Below are 16,062 nucleotides of genomic sequence, written 5' to 3' on the forward strand. Positions count from 1 at the left end.
ATCGGCCGTTTCGCGCCGGGGCGACCCGTCAGGCCGGGACGCTCGCCAGGCCGGGCGCGAGGAACTTCTTGCCGTTCACCCGCTCGGAGACGCCTTCGCGGTCCAGGTACGGCGTGATGCCGCCCAGGTGGAAGGGCCAGCCGGCACCCGTGATGAGGCAGAGGTCGATGTCCTGGGCCTCGGCCACGACACCCTCCTCCAGCATCAGGCCGATCTCCTGCGCCACCGCGTCCAGGACGCGGTCGCGCACCTGCTCCTCGGTCAGGACCGAGTCGCCCTGCACCAGGAGCGCGGCGACCTCGGGGTCCAGCTCCGGCTTGAAGCCGTTCTCGGCGGAGTAGACGTAGAAGCCGCGCTTGCCGGCCTCGACGACCCGCTTGAGGTTCGGGGAGACGGTGAAGCGCTCCGGGAAGGCGCGGTTCAGCGTCTCGGAGACGTGCAGGCCGATCGCCGGGCCCACGAGCTCCAGCAGCACCAGCGGGGACATCGGCAGGCCGAGGGGCTCGATGGCCTTCTCCGCGGTCTCGACCGGGGTGCCCTCGTCGATGACGTTCTGGATCTCGCCCATGAAGCGGGTCAGGATGCGGTTCACGACGAACGCCGGGGCGTCCTTGGTGAGGACCGCGGTCTTCTTCAGCTTCTTGGCCACGCCGAAGGCCGTCGCCAGCGAGGCGTCGTCCGTCTGCTCACCGCGGACGATCTCCAGCAGCGGGAGGATCGCGACGGGGTTGAAGAAGTGGAAACCGACCACGCGCTCGGGGTGCTGGAGCTTGGAGGCCATCTCCGACACCGACAGCGAGGAGGTGTTGGTGGCGAGGATCGCGTGCGCCGGGGCGACCGCCTCGACCTCCGCGAACACCTTCTGCTTGACGGACATCTCCTCGAACACGGCCTCGATGATGAAGTCCGCGTCCGCGAAGCCCTCGGCCTTGTCCAGGACACCGCTCACCAGGGCGGTCAGGCGGTTGGCCTTGTCCTGGTTGATGCGGCCCTTGCCGAGCAGCTTCTGGATCTCGGCGTGGACGTAGCCGACGCCCTTGTCCACCCGCTCCTGGTCGATGTCGGTGAGGACCACCGGCACCTCCAGGCGGCGCAGGAACAGCAGCGCCAGCTGCGAGGCCATCAGGCCCGCGCCGACGACGCCGACCTTGGTGACCGGACGGGCCAGCGACTTGTCCGGGGCGCCCGCCGGGCGCTTGGCGCGCTTCTGCACCAGGTTGAAGGCGTAGATGCCCGAGCGCAGTTCACCGCCCATGATGAGGTCGGCGAGGGCCTTGTCCTCGGCGTCGAAACCGGCCTGGAGGTCGCCGTCCTTGGCCGCGGCGATGATCTCCAGCGCGCGGTAGGCGGCCGGAGCGGCTCCGTGCACCTTGGAGTCCGCGAGGAAGCGGCCCTTGGCGACGGCCGCGTCCCAGGCGTCACCGCGCTCGATCTCGGCGCGGACGACCTCGGTGGTGCCGTTCAGGACGTTCGCGGTCCACAGGAGCGACTGCTCCAGGAAGTCCGCGCCCTCGAACAGCGCGTCGGCGATGCCCAGGTCGAAGACCTGCTTGCCGCGCAGCTGCTTGTTCTGGTTGAGCGAGTTCTCGATGATGACCGAGACCGCGCGCTCCGCGCCGATGAGGTTCGGCAGCAGGGCGCAGCCGCCCCAGCCGGGAACCAGGCCGAGGAAGACCTCGGGGAGGGAGAAGGCCGGGATGGCCTTCGAGACGGTGCGGTAGGTGCAGTGCAGACCGACCTCGACGCCGCCGCCCATCGCCGCACCGTTGTAGTACGCGAAGGTGGGGACGGCCAGGGCCGACAGGCGCTTGAAGACGTCGTGGCCGCCCTTGCCGATGGCGAGCGCCTCGTCGTGGTTCTTGAGGAGCTCGACACCCTTGAGGTCGGCGCCGACCGCGAAGATGAACGGCTTGCCGGTGATGCCCGCGCCGACGATGGAGCCGGCGGTGGCCTCCTGCTCGACCTGGTCGATCGCCGCGTCCAGGTTGGCGAGGGACTGCGGGCCGAAGGTGGTCGGCTTGGTGTGGTCGAAGCCGTTGTCCAGCGTGATGAGCGCGAAGCGCCCGGCGCCGAAGGGCAGGTCCAGGTGGCGTACGTGCGCCTGGGTCACGACCTCGTCCGGGAACAGCTCGGCCGCGCCCTTGAGGAGCTCAGTGGTGGTGCTCACTTGGCGTCTCCCTCGGAGGTGAAGTGCGGGTTCTCCCAGATGACCGTCGCGCCCATGCCGAAGCCGACGCACATGGTCGTCAGGCCGTAGCGGACGTGCGGCTGCTCCTCGAACTGGCGGGCCAGCTGCGTCATCAGGCGGACGCCGGAGGAGGCGAGCGGGTGGCCGAACGCGATCGCGCCGCCGTACTGGTTGACGCGGGAGTCGTCGTCGGCGATGCCGTAGTGCTCCAGGAAGGCGAGCACCTGGACCGCGAACGCCTCGTTGATCTCGAACAGGCCGATGTCGGAGATCGACAGGCCGGCCTGGGCGAGGGCCTTCTCGGTGGCCGGGATCGGGCCGTAGCCCATGACCTCCGGCTCGACACCCGCGAAGGAGTACGAGACCAGGCGCATCTTGACCGGGAGGTTGTTCTCCCGGGCGAAGTCCTCGGACGCGATGATCGCGGCGGTGGCACCGTCGTTGAGACCGGCGGCGTTGCCCGCGGTGACCCGGCCGTGCGTACGGAACGGGGTCTTGAGGCCGGCCAGGTTCTCCAGCGTGGTGCCCGGGCGCATCGGCTCGTCGGAGGTGACCAGGCCCCAGCCCGTCTCACCCGCGGCCTCGTTGGTGTTGCGCACCGAGATCGGGACCAGGTCCTGCTGGATCTTGCCGTCGGCGTACGCCTTGGCGGCCTTCTCCTGCGAGCGCACGGCGTACTCGTCGGCGCGGAGCTTGGTGATCGTCGGGTACCGGTCGTGCAGGTTCTCGGCGGTCATGCCCATGAACAGGGCGGACTCGTCGACCAGCTTCTCGGAGACGAAGCGCGGGTTGGGGTCGACGCCCTCACCCATGGGGTGGCGGCCCATGTGCTCGACACCGCCGGCGAGGGCGACGTCGTAGGCACCGAAGGCCACACCGCCCGCGACGGCGGTCACGGCGGTCAGCGCGCCGGCGCACATGCGGTCGATCGAGTAGCCCGGGACCGACTGCGGGAGGCCCGCGAGGATGCCGGCCGTGCGGCCCAGCGTCAGGCCCTGGTCACCGATCTGCGTGGTCGCGGCGATGGCGACCTCGTCGATCTTCGCGGGGTCCAGGTCCGGGTTGCGGCGCAGCAGCTCCCGGATCGCCTTCACGACGAGGTCGTCGGCACGGGTCTCGTGGTAGATGCCCTTCGGGCCCGCCTTGCCGAACGGGGTGCGGACGCCGTCGACGAAGACGACGTCCCTGACGGTACGAGGCACGTTGGCTCTCCTCCAGGTGCGGGGTGGCACTGCTGCGCGTGGCGCCGCTCACTGAGCGGGCGCTCACCCGGCCCATGCTACTTGTGAGTAACTCATGTGGACACCCCCGGGCCGCGGAGCGGCGAAGGTCACACCGCGCGCGCCGCCGTCCGGCGCCGAGCGGGCACGCGAAAGCCCCCGGCGGGGGCCGGGGGCTTCGGTGGAGATCAGGCGGTGGCGGCCAGCGCCTCGACCAGGGCCGGGGTGACCTGCTCGACCTGCCACGGGCGGGCGCCGTAGCCGGCCAGGGCCTCGGCCACCGTCTCCGGCTCCAGCCGCTGCGGCGGCTCCCAGCACAGCCGGCGGACCGTGTCCGGGGCGATCAGGTTCTCCTGCGGCAGGTTCAGCCCCTCCGCCAGCGCGGAGACGGCGGCGCGGGCGGCCGACAGCCGTGCGGCCGCGGCCGGGTCCTTGTCCGCCCAGGCGCGCGGGGGCGGCGGGCCGGCCGGGGTCGCGCCCGGCTGCGGCAGCTCGCTCTCGGGAAGCGCCCGCGCCCGGTCCACGGCGGCCATCCACTGCTCCAGCTGCCGGCGCCCCATCCGCTGCCCGAAGCCGGGCAGCGCGGACAGCGCGGTGGCGTTTGCCGGAAGGGCCAGGGCCGCCTCGACGATCGCGGCGTCACCCAGCACCTTGCCCGGCGACACGTCGCGCCGCTGGGCGATCCGGTCGCGCGACTCCCACAGCTCCCGCACGACGGCCATCTGCCGGCGCCGGCGCACCTTGTGCATGCCGGACGTACGGCGCCACGGGTCCTTGCGGGGCGGGGCGGGCGGCGCGGAGGCGATCGCCTCGAACTCCTGGTGGGCCCATTCCAGCTTGCCCTGCCGGTCCAGTTCCCTCTCCAGCGCGTCCCGCAGGTCCACCAGCAGCTCCACGTCGAGCGCCGCGTAGCGCAGCCACGGTTCGGGGAGCGGGCGGGTGGACCAGTCGACCGCGGAGTGGCCCTTCTCCAGTACGTAGCCCAGCACGCCCTCGACCATCGCGCCCAGCCCGACCCGCGGGAAGCCGGCCAGCCGGCCCGCCAGCTCGGTGTCGAACAAGGAGGTGGGGGTCATGCCTATTTCACGCAGGCACGGCAGGTCCTGGGTGGCGGCGTGCAGGATCCACTCGGTACCGCTCAGGGCGTCGCCCAGCGTGGACAGGTCGGGGCACCCGACCGGGTCGATCAACGCCGATCCGGCGCCTTCGCGGCGCAGCTGCACGAGGTAGGCGCGCTGGCCGTACCGGTATCCGGAGGCGCGTTCGGCGTCCACGGCGACGGGGCCGGTGCCCGCGGCGAAGGCCGCGACCACCCGGGCCAGGGCGTCGTCGTCGGCGACCACCGGGGGGATCCCCTCGCGGGGTTCGAGCAAGGGAATCGGCGCCTTGTCGACGTCGTCCGGAGGGCCGCCCCCGGTGGTGGTGCGCAGGTCTGCTGCGGTCTCTTGGGCGTCGGTCACCGCTCAAGGGTATCCGTGGATGTGACGCGCCCGTCGCCGGAACGTTCCGTCGACGGGCGCGGGGGTGGAGCGGGGGTGCGGCGCGGACGTTTCCCGGGGGTTCCCCGGGACGTCGCCCAGGAGCCTCCGGGCGGGGTCAGTGGATGATCCCGGTCCGCAGCGCGACGGCGACCATCCCGGCCCGGTCACCGGTGCCCAGCTTGCGGGCGATCCGGGCGAGGTGGGACTTGACGGTCAGGGCGGACAGGCCCATCGAAACGCCGATGGCCTTGTTGGACTGGCCCTCCGCGACGAGGCGCAGGACCTCGACCTCGCGGCCGGAGAGCTCGCGGTAGCCGCCCGGGTGGCTCGGGGCACCCGGGGGGCGGCGGTGCATACGGGCGGCCGCGGCGCCGATGGGGGCGGCACCGGGACGGGTGGGGAGCCCGATGTTGGTACGGGTGCCGGTGACGACGTAGCCCTTGACTCCGCCCGCGAGGGCGTTGCGTACGGCGCCGATGTCGTCGGCGGCGGACAGGGCCAGGCCGTTCGGCCAGCCGGCGGCGCGGGTCTCGGAGAGCAGGGTGAGACCGGAACCGTCGGGCAGGTGTACGTCGGCCACGCAGATGTCGCGCGGGCTGCCGACGCGGGGGCGGGCCTCCGCGATGGACGACGCCTCGATCACATCACGTACTCCGAGGGCCCACAGATGGCGGGTCACGGTGGAACGGACGCGCGGGTCGGCCACGACGACCATGGCCGTCGGCTTGTTCGGGCGGTAGGCGACCAGGCTTGCGGGCTGCTCGAGAAGAACGGACACCTAGGCCTCCTGGGGGAGTGGCGGGACGTCCGGCTCGGGGAAGGAAGCCGGTGCGCTCCGTGCTGATGGTCACTGACTCTTTCGGCACGTCACCCGCTCGGCTTTAGGGAATGATCACGATTTGGTGAGTAACAATTCGGGCAATTCGGACGCATGATCGATCAAGTGATGATCAGAAGGCCGCAACGGGCGCCCAGTTCTGACACTCCGGAGCGGCGACACGCGCCCGCCCGGCACCCCGCCGGGCCCCCCTGGGCCGTACGGCCCTTCCCTCACGGGTGGTGCGGCCCCCGCCGTTGTGGCAGGGAGACCACACCCGTTCCCGAGTCCGTCGGCCCCACCGGCGGCAGCCCCGCGATCTGGCACAGCAGCTCGCACCAGGCCGACAGGTGCGCCGCGGTGTCCGGCACCCCGCCCACCCCCTCGCGGGGCGTCCAGGAGGCCCTGATCTCGATCTGGGTGGCCGGACGCCGCTCCGCGAGACCGCCGAAGTAGTGCGAGCTCGCCATGGTCACGGTCCCGCTCGCCTCCCCGTACGTCAGCCCGCGCGCGTCCAGCGCCCCCGTCAGCCAGGACCAGGAGACTTCCGGCAGGAGCGGGTCCGCGGCCATCTCCGGCTCCAGTTCCGCCCGTACGAGGGTCACCAGGCGGAAGGTGCCCTGCCAGGCGTCGTGCCCCGCCGGATCGTGGAGCAGGATCAGCCGGCCGTCGGCCAGATCGTCCTCGCCGTCGACGACCGCCGCCTCCAGGGCGTAGGCGTGCGGGGCCAGTTTCCGGGGCGGCTTCGTGGGGTCGATCTCGATCCCCGACCGCAGCCGCGCCTTCTTCAAGCCGTCGACCGCCCGCCGGAACGGGAGCGGGACGGAGCTCTCCTTCGCGCTGTCCATACCGTCAGCGCCATCTGAAAATCGTCCCTGAGCCGCAGCCATGCGGGGAAGACTAGGCGGAACGAGCGTCCCTGCGGCGCAGGGACACCCGCACCGGGCCGGGCACTTCTTCATACGTGCGAAGATTTGGGTCGTGAGCGCCATTGACCGCCCGACGGGCCAGCCGAGTCAGACGTACGATTCCGCCTTCCTGAAGGCGTGCCGGCGCGAGCCGGTGCCGCACACCCCCGTGTGGTTCATGCGGCAGGCCGGGCGCTCCCTCCCCGAGTACCGCAAGGTGCGCGAGGGCACGGCCATGCTGGAGTCCTGCATGCGCCCCGACCTGGTCACCGAGATCACGCTGCAGCCGGTGCGCCGGCACAAGGTGGACGCGGCGATCTTCTTCTCCGACATCGTGGTGCCGCTCAAGGCCATCGGCGTCGACCTGGACATCAAGCCGGGCGTCGGCCCGGTCGTGGCCCAGCCGATCCGGCGCCGTGAGGACCTCGCACAGCTGCGCGACCTCACCCCGGAGGACGTCTCGTACGTCACCGAGGCGATCGGCATGCTCACGGGTGAACTCGGCTCCACGCCGTTGATCGGCTTCGCCGGCGCGCCTTTCACCCTCGCGAGCTACCTGGTCGAGGGCGGCCCGTCGAAGAACCACGAGCACACCAAGGCCCTGATGTACGGCGACCCGGAGCTGTGGGCCGACCTGCTGGACCGCCTCGCGGAGATCACCTCCGCCTTCCTGAAGGTCCAGATCGAGGCCGGGGCCTCCGCGGTCCAGCTCTTCGACTCCTGGGTCGGCGCGCTGGCCCCGGCGGACTACCGCCGCTCGGTGATGCCGGCGTCGGCCAAGGTCCTGCAATCCGTCGCCTCGTACGGGGTCCCGCGCATCCACTTCGGCGTGGGCACGGGCGAGCTCCTCGGCCTGATGGGCGAGGCCGGCGCGGACGTCGTGGGCGTCGACTACCGGGTCGCGCTCGACGAGGCCGCCCGCCGGGTCGGCCCCGGCAAGGCGCTCCAGGGCAACCTTGACCCGGCGGTGCTGTTCTCCACCGAAGACGCGGTGCGGGCCAAGACGGACGAGGTCCTCGCGGCCGCGGCCGGCCTGGAGGGCCACGTCTTCAACCTGGGCCACGGCGTCCTGCCGACCACGGACCCCGACGCCCTGACCCGCCTCGTGGACTACGTCCACACCCGCACGCAGCGCTAGCCGGTCCCGGGGGCGGGTGCCCGCGGCGCCACTCCCCGCCCCGCCCTTCCACCGTTCCCCGGGCCCCGGGCCCCGCCCGGACCTGCGCCCCAAGCGCCGGCGGGGCTGGAATTCTCCAGCCCCGCCGACGTTTTGGGGCGCGGCCCCGCAGGGTTCACACCCCGGCCGCCCGCACCGCGGACACCGCCTTGCGGGCCGCGACCAGGATCGGGTCCCAGACCGGGGAGAAGGGGGGCGCGTAGCCCAGGTCCAGGGACACGACCTGCTCCACCGTCATACCGGCCGTCAAGGCCACCGCGGCGATGTCCACCCGCTTCGCGGACCCCGCCCCGCCGACGATCTGCACCCCCAGCAGCCGCCCCGTCCGCCGCTCCGCCAGCATCTTGACCGTCATCTTCGCCGCGCCCGGGTAGTACCCCGCCGTCGTGGTCGACTCGATCGTCGCCGTCACGAACCGCAGCCCCGCCGCCAGCGCGTCCTTCTCGCGCAGTCCCGTCCGCGCGATCTCCAGCTCGCACACCTTGCTCACCGCCGTGCCCACCACTCCCGGGAACGTCGCGTAGCCGCCGCCGACGCCCGCGCCGATCACCTGGCCGTGCTTGTTGGCGTGCGTGCCCAGCGGGATGTGCCGGTTGCGGCCCGCCACCAGGTCCAGGACCTCCACGCAGTCGCCGCCCGACCAGATGTCCTCGTGGCCCCGCACCCGCATCGACAGGTCCGTCAGCAGCCCGCCCGACTCGCCGAGCGGCAGCCCCGCAGCCCGGGCCAGGGCGGTACGCGGCTCGACGCCGATGCCCAGCACGACCACGTCCGCCGGGTACTCCGCACCCGCCGCCGTGGCCACCGCCACCGCCCGGCCCTCCTCGTCCGTGAGGATCTTCGTCACCTCGGCCCCGGCCACCGTAAGGATGCCCATGCGGTTCATCGCGCCGTGCACCAGCGCGCCCATGTCCGGGTCCAGCGTCGCCATCGGCTGCTCGCCGCGGTGCAGCACCGTCACCTCGAAGCCGCGCCCCACCAGGGCCTCCGCCATCTCCACGCCGATGTAGCCGGCGCCGACCACGACCGCCCTGCGGCCCCGGGTCCGCTCCAGGGTGTCCATCAGGCGCTGCCCGTCGTCCAGGGTCTGCACCCCGTGCACCCCGTGCGCGCCGATCCCGGGCAGGCGGGGGCGGACCGGGCGGGCGCCCGTCGCCAGCACGAGCTTGTCGTACTCCGTCCAGCCCTCGGCGCCCGATTCGAGGTCCCGGCTGCGGACCCGCCGGCCCGCGAGGTCGAGCTCCACGACCTCCGTGCGCATGCGCAGGTCGATGTCACGGGCCCGGTGCTCCTCGGGGGACCGGGCGATCAACTCGTCCCGCTGCGCGACCCGTCCGCCGATCCAGTACGGGATGCCGCACGCCGAGTACGAGGTGAAGTGCCCCCGCTCGAAGGCGGTGATGGCGAGTTCCGCCGGGCCCTTCAACCGCCGGGCCTGGGAAGCGGCGGCCATCCCCGCCGCGTCGCCGCCGACCACCACCAGTCGTTCCGCTGCCATCGTCCGCACCGTCCTCCGCCTGCGCCGCCGTCACGTGCAGGACACGCTACGGGCGAACGGCCGAATGCGTGTTCCGTTCGCGGTCCCGCTCCCGTTCCCGTTGCCGGTCCCGGGACCGGTCGCCGCGAGGACCGGGGCCCGGCCGCGTTGATCGGTCTGAGACGATGTGCGCATGCACGAAGCGGACACGCGTACGGACCGGCCGGGAACCCCCGGCCACGTCGTCGTCATCGGCGGTGGCATCGCCGGCCTCGCGGCCGCCCACCGGCTGCTCACCGACGGCGTCCGCGTCACGCTCCTGGAAGCCGGCCCCCGCCTCGGCGGCAAGCTGCACGCCGGCGAACTGGCGGGCGCCCCCGTCGACCTCGGCGCGGAATCCATGCTCGCCCGCCGCCCCGAAGCCGTGGCCCTGGCCCGGGCCGTGGGGCTCGGCGACGCGCTCCAGTCGCCCGCCACCGCCACCGCCCACCTGTGGACCCGAGGAGCCCTGCGGCCCATGCCGCACGGCCATGTCATGGGCGTCCCGGGCGACTTGGAGCCCCTCGCCGCCTCCGGGGTGCTCTCCGCCGAGGGCCTGGCCCGGATCGAGGCCGAGCCGACGCTGGCGCCGGCGGAGATCGGCGAGGACGTCGCCGTCGGCGAGTACGTCGCCGCCCGCCTCGGCCGTGAGGTCGTCGACCGGCTCGTGGAACCGCTGCTCGGCGGTGTCTACGCGGGCGACGCCTACCGGATCTCGATGCGGGCCGCCGTGCCGCAGCTCTACGAGGCCGCCCGTACGCACGCGCTGCTGGGCGAGGGCGTACGGGAACTGCGGCGCCGGGCGGAGGCACTGCCCCAGGCGGGCGGTCCGGTCTTCGCCGGGATCGAGGGCGGCGTCGGACGGCTCCCGCTCGCGGTGGCCGGGGCCTGCCGGGCCGCCGGAGCGCGCCTGCACACCGGTCGTCCCGTGCAAGAGGTCATCCGCACGTCCGACGGCTGGCGCGTGATCGCCGGGTCCGAGGTCATCGAGGCCGACGGCGTGGTCCTGGCCACCCCGGCCGGAGCCTCCGCCCGGCTGCTCGACGCGCTCGCGCCCGCGGCCGCCGCGGAGCTGCGCGCCGTCGAGTACGCCTCGGTGGCCCTGGTGACGATGGCCTTCCGGCGCTCCGACCTGCCGCCCGCGATCACCGACGGCGGGGCCAGCGGGTTCCTCGTGCCGCCCGTCGACGGCCGCACCATCAAGGCCTCCACCTTCTCCAGCAACAAGTGGGCCTGGTCGGGCGCCGATCCGGACCTCTTCCTGCTGCGCACGTCCGTGGGCCGCCACGGCGACGAGGCCGTGCTGGAGCGCGAGGACGCCGAGCTGGTCGAGGTCTCCCTGCGCGACCTCGGCGAGGCCGTGGGCCTCGCGGCCCGCCCGGTCGCCTCCACCGTCACGCGCTGGGACGGCGGCCTGCCCCAGTACCCCGTCGGCCACCTCGCCCGCGTCGCCCGCGTCCGCGCCGCCGTCGCGGCCCTTCCCGGCCTCGCGGTGTGCGGCGCGCTCTACGACGGCGTGGGGATCCCGGCGTGCGTCGCGAGCGCCGGCAAGGCCGCCGACGTGGTGCTCGGAGCGCTCGGGGGCACGTTCGGCACCCCTGGCACAGACCACTGATCAGCACACGGGACAATAGGCACATGACTGCACCAGAGAAGATTCCCAACGCGGGGAAGAAGGCGAAGGACCTGAACGAGGTCATTCGCTACACCCTGTGGTCCGTCTTCAAGCTGAAGGACGTTCTCCCGGAGGACCGCACCGGCTTCGCCGACGAGGTCCAGGAACTCTTCGATCAGCTGGCCGCCAAGGACATCACCGTCCGCGGCACCTATGACGTCTCCGGCCTGCGCGCCGACGCCGACGTCATGATCTGGTGGCACGCGGAGACGGCGGACGAGCTCCAGAGCGCCTACAACCTCTTCCGCCGCACCAAGCTGGGCCGCTCCCTGGAGCCGGTCTGGTCGAACATGGCCCTGCACCGCCCGGCCGAGTTCAACAAGTCCCACATCCCGGCCTTCCTGGCCGACGAGAACCCGCGCGAGTACGTCAGCGTGTACCCCTTCGTGCGCTCGTACGACTGGTACCTGCTGCCCGACGAGGACCGCCGCCGCATGCTCGCCGACCACGGGAAGATGGCCCGCGGCTACCCCGACGTGCGGGCCAACACCGTCGCCTCGTTCTCGCTCGGCGACTACGAGTGGCTGCTGGCCTTCGAGGCCGACGAACTGTGGCGCATCGTCGACCTCATGCGTCACCTGCGTGCCTCCGAGGCCCGTATGCACGTCCGTGAAGAGGTGCCCTTCTACACCGGACGCCGCAAGTCCGTCGCCGATCTGGTGGCCGGGCTCGCCTGATACCTCCCCTGGGGGGAAGGACCGGAGGAGTCCGCTCCGCGAGAGGAGCGGCGTTCCGGTGATCGGGAGGCCCCGCCCCCGAATCGACGCAGCCGGAGACCCCGCCCGGAAGTTCAGACGACCGGCGGCAGCAGCGCCCTGGGAGCATTCCCCCGGGTGCCCGCCGCCCGCTCGTCCAGCGACACCGGTGCGGGCTCCGGATGCGGCGCGCACGAGGCACGCCACCTCGGGGTGCCTCCCGTCAGCAAGTACCGCTCCACATGACGGTCGACGCAGTCGTTGTGACCGCCGGCCACCCCGTGCTGGCCCGCTCCCTCCTCCGTGACCAGCGCGGCCGACGGGGCCAGCCGCCGCTGCAGCTCCAGGGCGCCCGGGTAGGGGGTCGCCCCGTCCCGCTCCGCCGCCACGATCAGCGTGCGGGGGAGCCCCGGCCGCCCGGCCGCCACGTCCACCGGGCGCTGCCGCTCGCGCACCGGCCAGGAGGCGCAGGGCAGGTTGAGGAACGCGTTGGCCCAGGTCTCGAAGGGCGCCCGGCGCGCCACCTCGGTGTTGTCCCGGTCCCAGGTCTCCCAGTCGGCGGGCCAGGGGGCGTCGTTGCACAGCACCGCCGTGTAGACGGCCGTCGCGTTCTCGACGGCGGCGGCCCGCGCCGGGTCCGGTGCCGCCTGTTCCGTCAGCGGACCCGGGTCGCCGCGCAGGTAGGCCGCCAGCGCCCGGGCCCGGTCCGGCCAGACGTCGTCGTAGTAGGCCGTCTGGAGGAAGGCGGCGTGCAGTTCGCCCGTCCCCACCACCCCGCCCGCGGGGGTACGGGCCAGTGCGGCCCGGACGCGCTCGTAGGCACCCAGCACGGCTTCCGGCGTGGCGCCGAGGCCGTACGCGGCGTGGTGGCGGGCGGTCCAGGCGCGGAAGTCGTACCAGCGGCGCTCGAAGCCGGGTCCCTGGTCGAGGTTGTTGCGGTACCACACGCGCCGCGGGTCGGGGTCGACGGCCGAGTCGAAGACCATGCGGCGCAGGTGGCCCGGGTAGAGGGTGGCGTAGACGGCCCCCAGGTAGGTGCCGTACGAGGCGCCCAGGAAGTTCAGCTTCGGTTCCCCGAGGGCGGCGCGGAGCACGTACAGGTCCCGGACGTTGTTCAGGGTCGTGTAGTACGGCAGGGCGGCGCCGGCCCGCCGGGCGCAGCCGAGGGCGTAGGCCCGGGCGGCGGCGGCCCGTTGCCCCTTGTACGCGGGTGAGGGGTCGGCCGGGATCTGGGTGGGCGCCCCGGCGCGGGCGGCCGGCTCCCGGCAGGAGAGCGGGGCGGAGCGGCCGACCCCGCGCGGGGCGTACCCGATGAGGTCGTAGGCGGCGGCGACGCGCTGCCAGGAGGGCAGGGTCCCATAGAGCGGGAAGGCCATCCCGGAGGCGCCGGGCCCGCCCGGGTTGTGGACGAGGGCGCCCTGCCGGGCCGCTCCGCCGCGGCCGGTGGCGGCAACCCGGCTGACGGCGAGGGAGATGTGCGGGCCGTCGGGGCGGGCGTAGTCGAGCGGGACGCGCAAGGCCGCGCACCGGACGGGGTCCGGCAGCATCTCGGCGTCGGGGCAGGGCCCGAAGTCGAGCGGTGGCGGGTTGCGGGCGACGGCCTCGGCCCCGGCAGCCTCGGCAGCCCCTGCGGCCTCGGCGGCCCCCGTGCCCCCGTCGGTCCCGGTGGCGGCCCGGGCGGGGACGGGACCGGTCAGAGCCAGGGAGAGGACCGCCGCGACGACCGCGCGGTGTGCGAGCTTCCTGCGCATGGCGGCCCTCTCATCTCATCGGCTGATCCGATCAGATGCCGCGCGGGCGTCGCTGTACAGCACCCCGCGCCGGGTGTCGCCCCGCTCCGCCCTTTTGTCGTACCGCGCCGGGCCGATGGGCGGTCAGGAGCTGCTGGAACAGCTGGAGCCGGAGGAGGACGAGCAGGAGGAGGCCGAGGAGCAGCCGGATCCCGAGGAGGACGAGCAGCCGGAGCCCGACGAGCCGGAGCAACCGGAACCGGACGAGCACCCCGAGCCCGTGGAACAGGCGGAGGCGGAACAGCTGGAACCGGAGGAGCCGCAGCCGGAACCGGCGCCCGCGCAGGAGGAGCCCGAGCCCCCGCCGTCGGCCGCCGCACACCACACCAGCGGCCCGAACGGGACGGCCGCATCGGACGAGCCGGAGTCGCCGGCCCGCCGCGGACCGGACTGCGCAGCGGCCAGGCGGGTGCCGCGGGCGGCCGGCACCAACTGCTGCCGCAGGTACGGGTCCCGCAGACCGCGCAGCCCGAACAGGGCCGTCTGCACGCGCGGGGTCCGGTCGCCCGCGTACCGGGCCCGCATCGCGCCCAGCGCCTCCCGCCCCGCCGGCGTGATCCGCCGACGGGCCCGGCGCGAGCCGGTGACCCCGCACGCGATCCCGATCAGCAGCGCGGGCAACACCTTGAAGACGAAGGGCACCTGGAACCCGCGCTCCGGCGCCCACGCCACGAAGGTGAGCACCAGGGACACCGGCACCAGCACCGCGCACACCACCGCCTGGGCCAGCCCCCAGCGGCGCCACCCGCGCCCGGATCCGGGCACGGTGATCAGCCCGCGGTCGGCCAGGGCGTCCCCGGTCTCCTGCACGGCCGGGTCGACCATGGCCGCGTACCGCACCTGGTACAGCCACCCCGACGGGGCCCGCAGCAGGGCCTGGAGCACGGCGCGCTCGGCGACGTCGGCGGCCCGCACCCCGGGCCGGGCGTGGACGATGCCGGGGCCGCCGACCACCAGCCGGCCGTCGCAGAGGAGGGACACGAGCGCGCTGTCCACGACCGCCCCGGGCCCGCCCACCAGGAACGCGGCCTCCGACAGGTCGTGCAGGTACGCCGCCGCGCCGGACGCCGAGGAGCGCCGCCCGCGCCCGCCGAGCAGGAGCAGCACGCTGGAGAGCGCCACGGCGAGCCAGACCGCCACGGCGAGCGCGTTCACGCCGCCCTCCCCACGAGCGCACGTGCCCACCGCACGACCCGGCGCGGCGGCCGCGCCCCGGCCCGCTCCCGCCACCAGACGGTGAGACGGCGGCGGGCCGCCGGGTCGGCCGGCAGGCCGCGGATCAGCAGGTGCTCGGCGAAGTCCAGGGCGTCGCGGCGGTACCCGGCCCTCATCGGGCGGCCGCGGGCGTAGCCGAGGAACGCGGTGCGGTACGCGTCCCCGCCGCCCAGGAGCGCGGGCAGCTCCGGCGCCACCTTCGCCACCACCGAAGCGCGCTTGGCGGCCAGCGCCCGCGCCTGCACCCGGATCCGCTGCCGGTCGAAGCCCTCCGGTACGGGGGTTCCCGCGACGAGCGCGGACAGCAGGGCGGCCTGCTGGAGCCCGAGCCGGGTCCGGACGCGGTCCGTCACGGTCTCCGGGACGCCGGCCCGGTCCTCCACGGCGTCCGCGTCCGTCTGCGGGACCGCGACCGCGACCGCGTCCGGGGCGGGGCCCGAGGCATCGGAAGCCGCACGTGCGCGGGGCCGGCCCGCGGAGGCCGAGCCCCCGGCAGACGCAGCGCGCAGGGCCGGGGCGGGTGGGACCGGGCGGCCCGTCAACACGTCGCGGATGGCCCGGAGTTCCCCGGCCAGCTCACCCTCCGGCGGGAAGTCGTCGTCCCGCTCCAGCAGGACCCCGGCCGGCTCCACCCGTGCCCGCAGCTGCGCCAGTACGTCCAGCACCACCTCCGGCACGGGGTGCGCGTGCGTGTCGTGCCACACGCCGCCGCGCTCCACACCCCCGGCGACGTGCACGTACGCCAGCGCCTCCAGCGGGATCGCGTCGAGCACCGCCGCCGGGTCCTCGCCCCGGTTCACCCGGTTGGTGTGCAGGTTCGCCACGTCGATGAGCAGCCGCACCCCCGTCCGCTCCACCAGCTCGGTCAGGAACCGCGCCTCCGTCAGCTCGTCCCCGGGCCACGGGAACAGCGCGGCGATGTTCTCCAGCGCCAGCGGCACGGGCAGCGCGTCCTGCGCGATCCGGACGTTCTCGCAGAGCACGTCCAGCGCCTCCCGGGTGCGCGGCACCGGCAGCAGGTGCCCGGCCTCCAGCGCCGGCGAGGAGGTGCGTACGTACGCGATGTGCTCGGTGACCAGCGGCGCCCCCAGCGCCACGGCCCGCTCCCCGAGCGCGGCCAGCTTCCCGGCGTCCGGGCGGTCGGCGCCGCCGAGGCCCAGGGAGACCCCGTGCGGGACGACGCGGACGCCGCGCTCCAGCAGCCGCGTCAGCGAGGCCGGCAGATGGCCGGGGCAGATGTTCTCCGCCACCACCTCGACCCAGTCCAGGCCGGGCAGCCGTTCCACCGCTTCCGCGATCTCGGGCCGCCAGCCGATGCCCACCCCCAGGTGTGCCACGGGCTTCATGTCCCCGCCCCCCTTCCCTCGGTCCGTACGCCGG

Annotated in this window: 12 protein-coding genes; 3 read left to right on the forward strand and 9 right to left on the reverse strand. The window is 74.0% G+C overall.

The window, feature by feature from the left end; genetic code table 11:
- Window positions 1-28: 28 nt before the first annotated feature.
- The 5 genes from OHA81_RS24470 to OHA81_RS24490 form a co-directional block, all read right to left on the reverse strand.
- Complete coding sequence (locus tag OHA81_RS24470) at window positions 29-2,167, reverse strand: 3-hydroxyacyl-CoA dehydrogenase NAD-binding domain-containing protein (protein WP_329199235.1); 2,139 nt, start codon at window positions 2,165-2,167, stop codon at window positions 29-31.
- Window positions 2,164-3,390: a thiolase family protein gene (locus tag OHA81_RS24475; protein WP_329199237.1), complete on the reverse strand. Its 1,227-nt coding sequence runs from the start codon at window positions 3,388-3,390 to the stop codon at window positions 2,164-2,166. Before OHA81_RS24475 ends, OHA81_RS24470 begins: the two co-directional genes overlap by 4 nt.
- Window positions 3,391-3,596: 206 nt before the next feature.
- Entirely contained in the window at window positions 3,597-4,868 is a 1,272-nt protein-coding gene (locus OHA81_RS24480) for a ribonuclease D (protein ID WP_329199239.1), read from the reverse strand.
- A 136-nt stretch (window positions 4,869-5,004) separates the two neighbouring features.
- Complete coding sequence (locus tag OHA81_RS24485) at window positions 5,005-5,667, reverse strand: helix-turn-helix transcriptional regulator (protein WP_007267191.1); 663 nt, start codon at window positions 5,665-5,667, stop codon at window positions 5,005-5,007.
- Window positions 5,668-5,939: 272 nt separating this feature from the next.
- Window positions 5,940-6,596 carry a DUF3000 domain-containing protein gene (locus OHA81_RS24490; protein WP_329199242.1) on the reverse strand — a complete coding sequence of 219 codons (657 nt, stop codon included), beginning with the start codon at window positions 6,594-6,596 and terminating at the stop codon, window positions 5,940-5,942.
- A 91-nt stretch (window positions 6,597-6,687) separates the two neighbouring features.
- Here OHA81_RS24490 and hemE point away from each other — a divergent pair, with 91 nt between their 5' ends.
- Window positions 6,688-7,752, forward strand: a complete 1,065-nt coding sequence (gene hemE, locus OHA81_RS24495; RefSeq protein ID WP_329199243.1) for a uroporphyrinogen decarboxylase — start codon at window positions 6,688-6,690, stop codon at window positions 7,750-7,752.
- Window positions 7,753-7,906: 154 nt separating this feature from the next.
- Here hemE and OHA81_RS24500 read toward each other — a convergent pair whose 3' ends face one another.
- Complete coding sequence (locus OHA81_RS24500) at window positions 7,907-9,289, reverse strand: FAD-dependent oxidoreductase (protein ID WP_329199245.1); 1,383 nt, start codon at window positions 9,287-9,289, stop codon at window positions 7,907-7,909.
- Window positions 9,290-9,461: 172 nt separating this feature from the next.
- Between OHA81_RS24500 and hemG the strand changes: the two genes are divergently transcribed.
- Together hemG and hemQ are read left to right on the forward strand one after the other, a co-directional pair.
- Entirely contained in the window at window positions 9,462-10,922 is a 1,461-nt protein-coding gene (hemG, locus tag OHA81_RS24505) for a protoporphyrinogen oxidase (RefSeq protein WP_329199247.1), read from the forward strand.
- A 23-nt stretch (window positions 10,923-10,945) separates the two neighbouring features.
- Window positions 10,946-11,659: a hydrogen peroxide-dependent heme synthase gene (gene hemQ / locus OHA81_RS24510; RefSeq protein WP_329199249.1), complete on the forward strand. Its 714-nt coding sequence runs from the start codon at window positions 10,946-10,948 to the stop codon at window positions 11,657-11,659.
- 113 nt (window positions 11,660-11,772) lie between these two features.
- On the opposite strand, the gene OHA81_RS24515 is transcribed toward hemQ, so the two are convergent.
- The 3 genes from OHA81_RS24515 to OHA81_RS24525 form a co-directional block, all read right to left on the reverse strand.
- Window positions 11,773-13,428 carry an alpha/beta hydrolase gene (locus OHA81_RS24515; RefSeq protein WP_329199251.1) on the reverse strand — a complete coding sequence of 552 codons (1,656 nt, stop codon included), beginning with the start codon at window positions 13,426-13,428 and terminating at the stop codon, window positions 11,773-11,775.
- A 123-nt stretch (window positions 13,429-13,551) separates the two neighbouring features.
- A complete protein-coding gene (locus tag OHA81_RS24520) occupies window positions 13,552-14,622 on the reverse strand; it encodes a TIGR04222 domain-containing membrane protein (RefSeq protein WP_329199253.1) in 1,071 nt (356 codons plus the stop codon).
- Window positions 14,619-16,028, reverse strand: coding sequence for a DUF692 domain-containing protein (locus tag OHA81_RS24525; RefSeq protein WP_329199255.1), 1,410 nt, complete (start codon window positions 16,026-16,028; stop codon window positions 14,619-14,621). Before OHA81_RS24525 ends, OHA81_RS24520 begins: the two co-directional genes overlap by 4 nt.
- Window positions 16,029-16,062 lie beyond the last annotated feature (34 nt).

The organism is Streptomyces sp. NBC_00667 (genome assembly GCF_036226825.1).
In the GTDB taxonomy this organism is placed as follows: Bacteria; Actinomycetota; Actinomycetes; order Streptomycetales; family Streptomycetaceae; genus Streptomyces.

What these genes read in the sequence shown, in the direction of transcription:
- OHA81_RS24490 (WP_329199242.1), bottom strand. Translation starts at nt 6,596, where the DNA reads ATGGCTGCGGCTCAGGGACGATTTTCAGATGGCGCTGACGGTATGGAC.
- OHA81_RS24525 (WP_329199255.1), bottom strand. Translation starts at nt 16,028, where the DNA reads ATGAAGCCCGTGGCACACCTGGGGGTGGGCATCGGCTGGCGGCCCGAG.
- hemG (WP_329199247.1), top strand. Translation starts at nt 9,462, where the DNA reads ATGCACGAAGCGGACACGCGTACGGACCGGCCGGGAACCCCCGGCCAC.
- OHA81_RS24500 (WP_329199245.1), bottom strand. Translation starts at nt 9,289, where the DNA reads ATGGCAGCGGAACGACTGGTGGTGGTCGGCGGCGACGCGGCGGGGATG.
- hemQ (WP_329199249.1), top strand. Translation starts at nt 10,946, where the DNA reads ATGACTGCACCAGAGAAGATTCCCAACGCGGGGAAGAAGGCGAAGGAC.
- OHA81_RS24515 (WP_329199251.1), bottom strand. Translation starts at nt 13,428, where the DNA reads ATGCGCAGGAAGCTCGCACACCGCGCGGTCGTCGCGGCGGTCCTCTCC.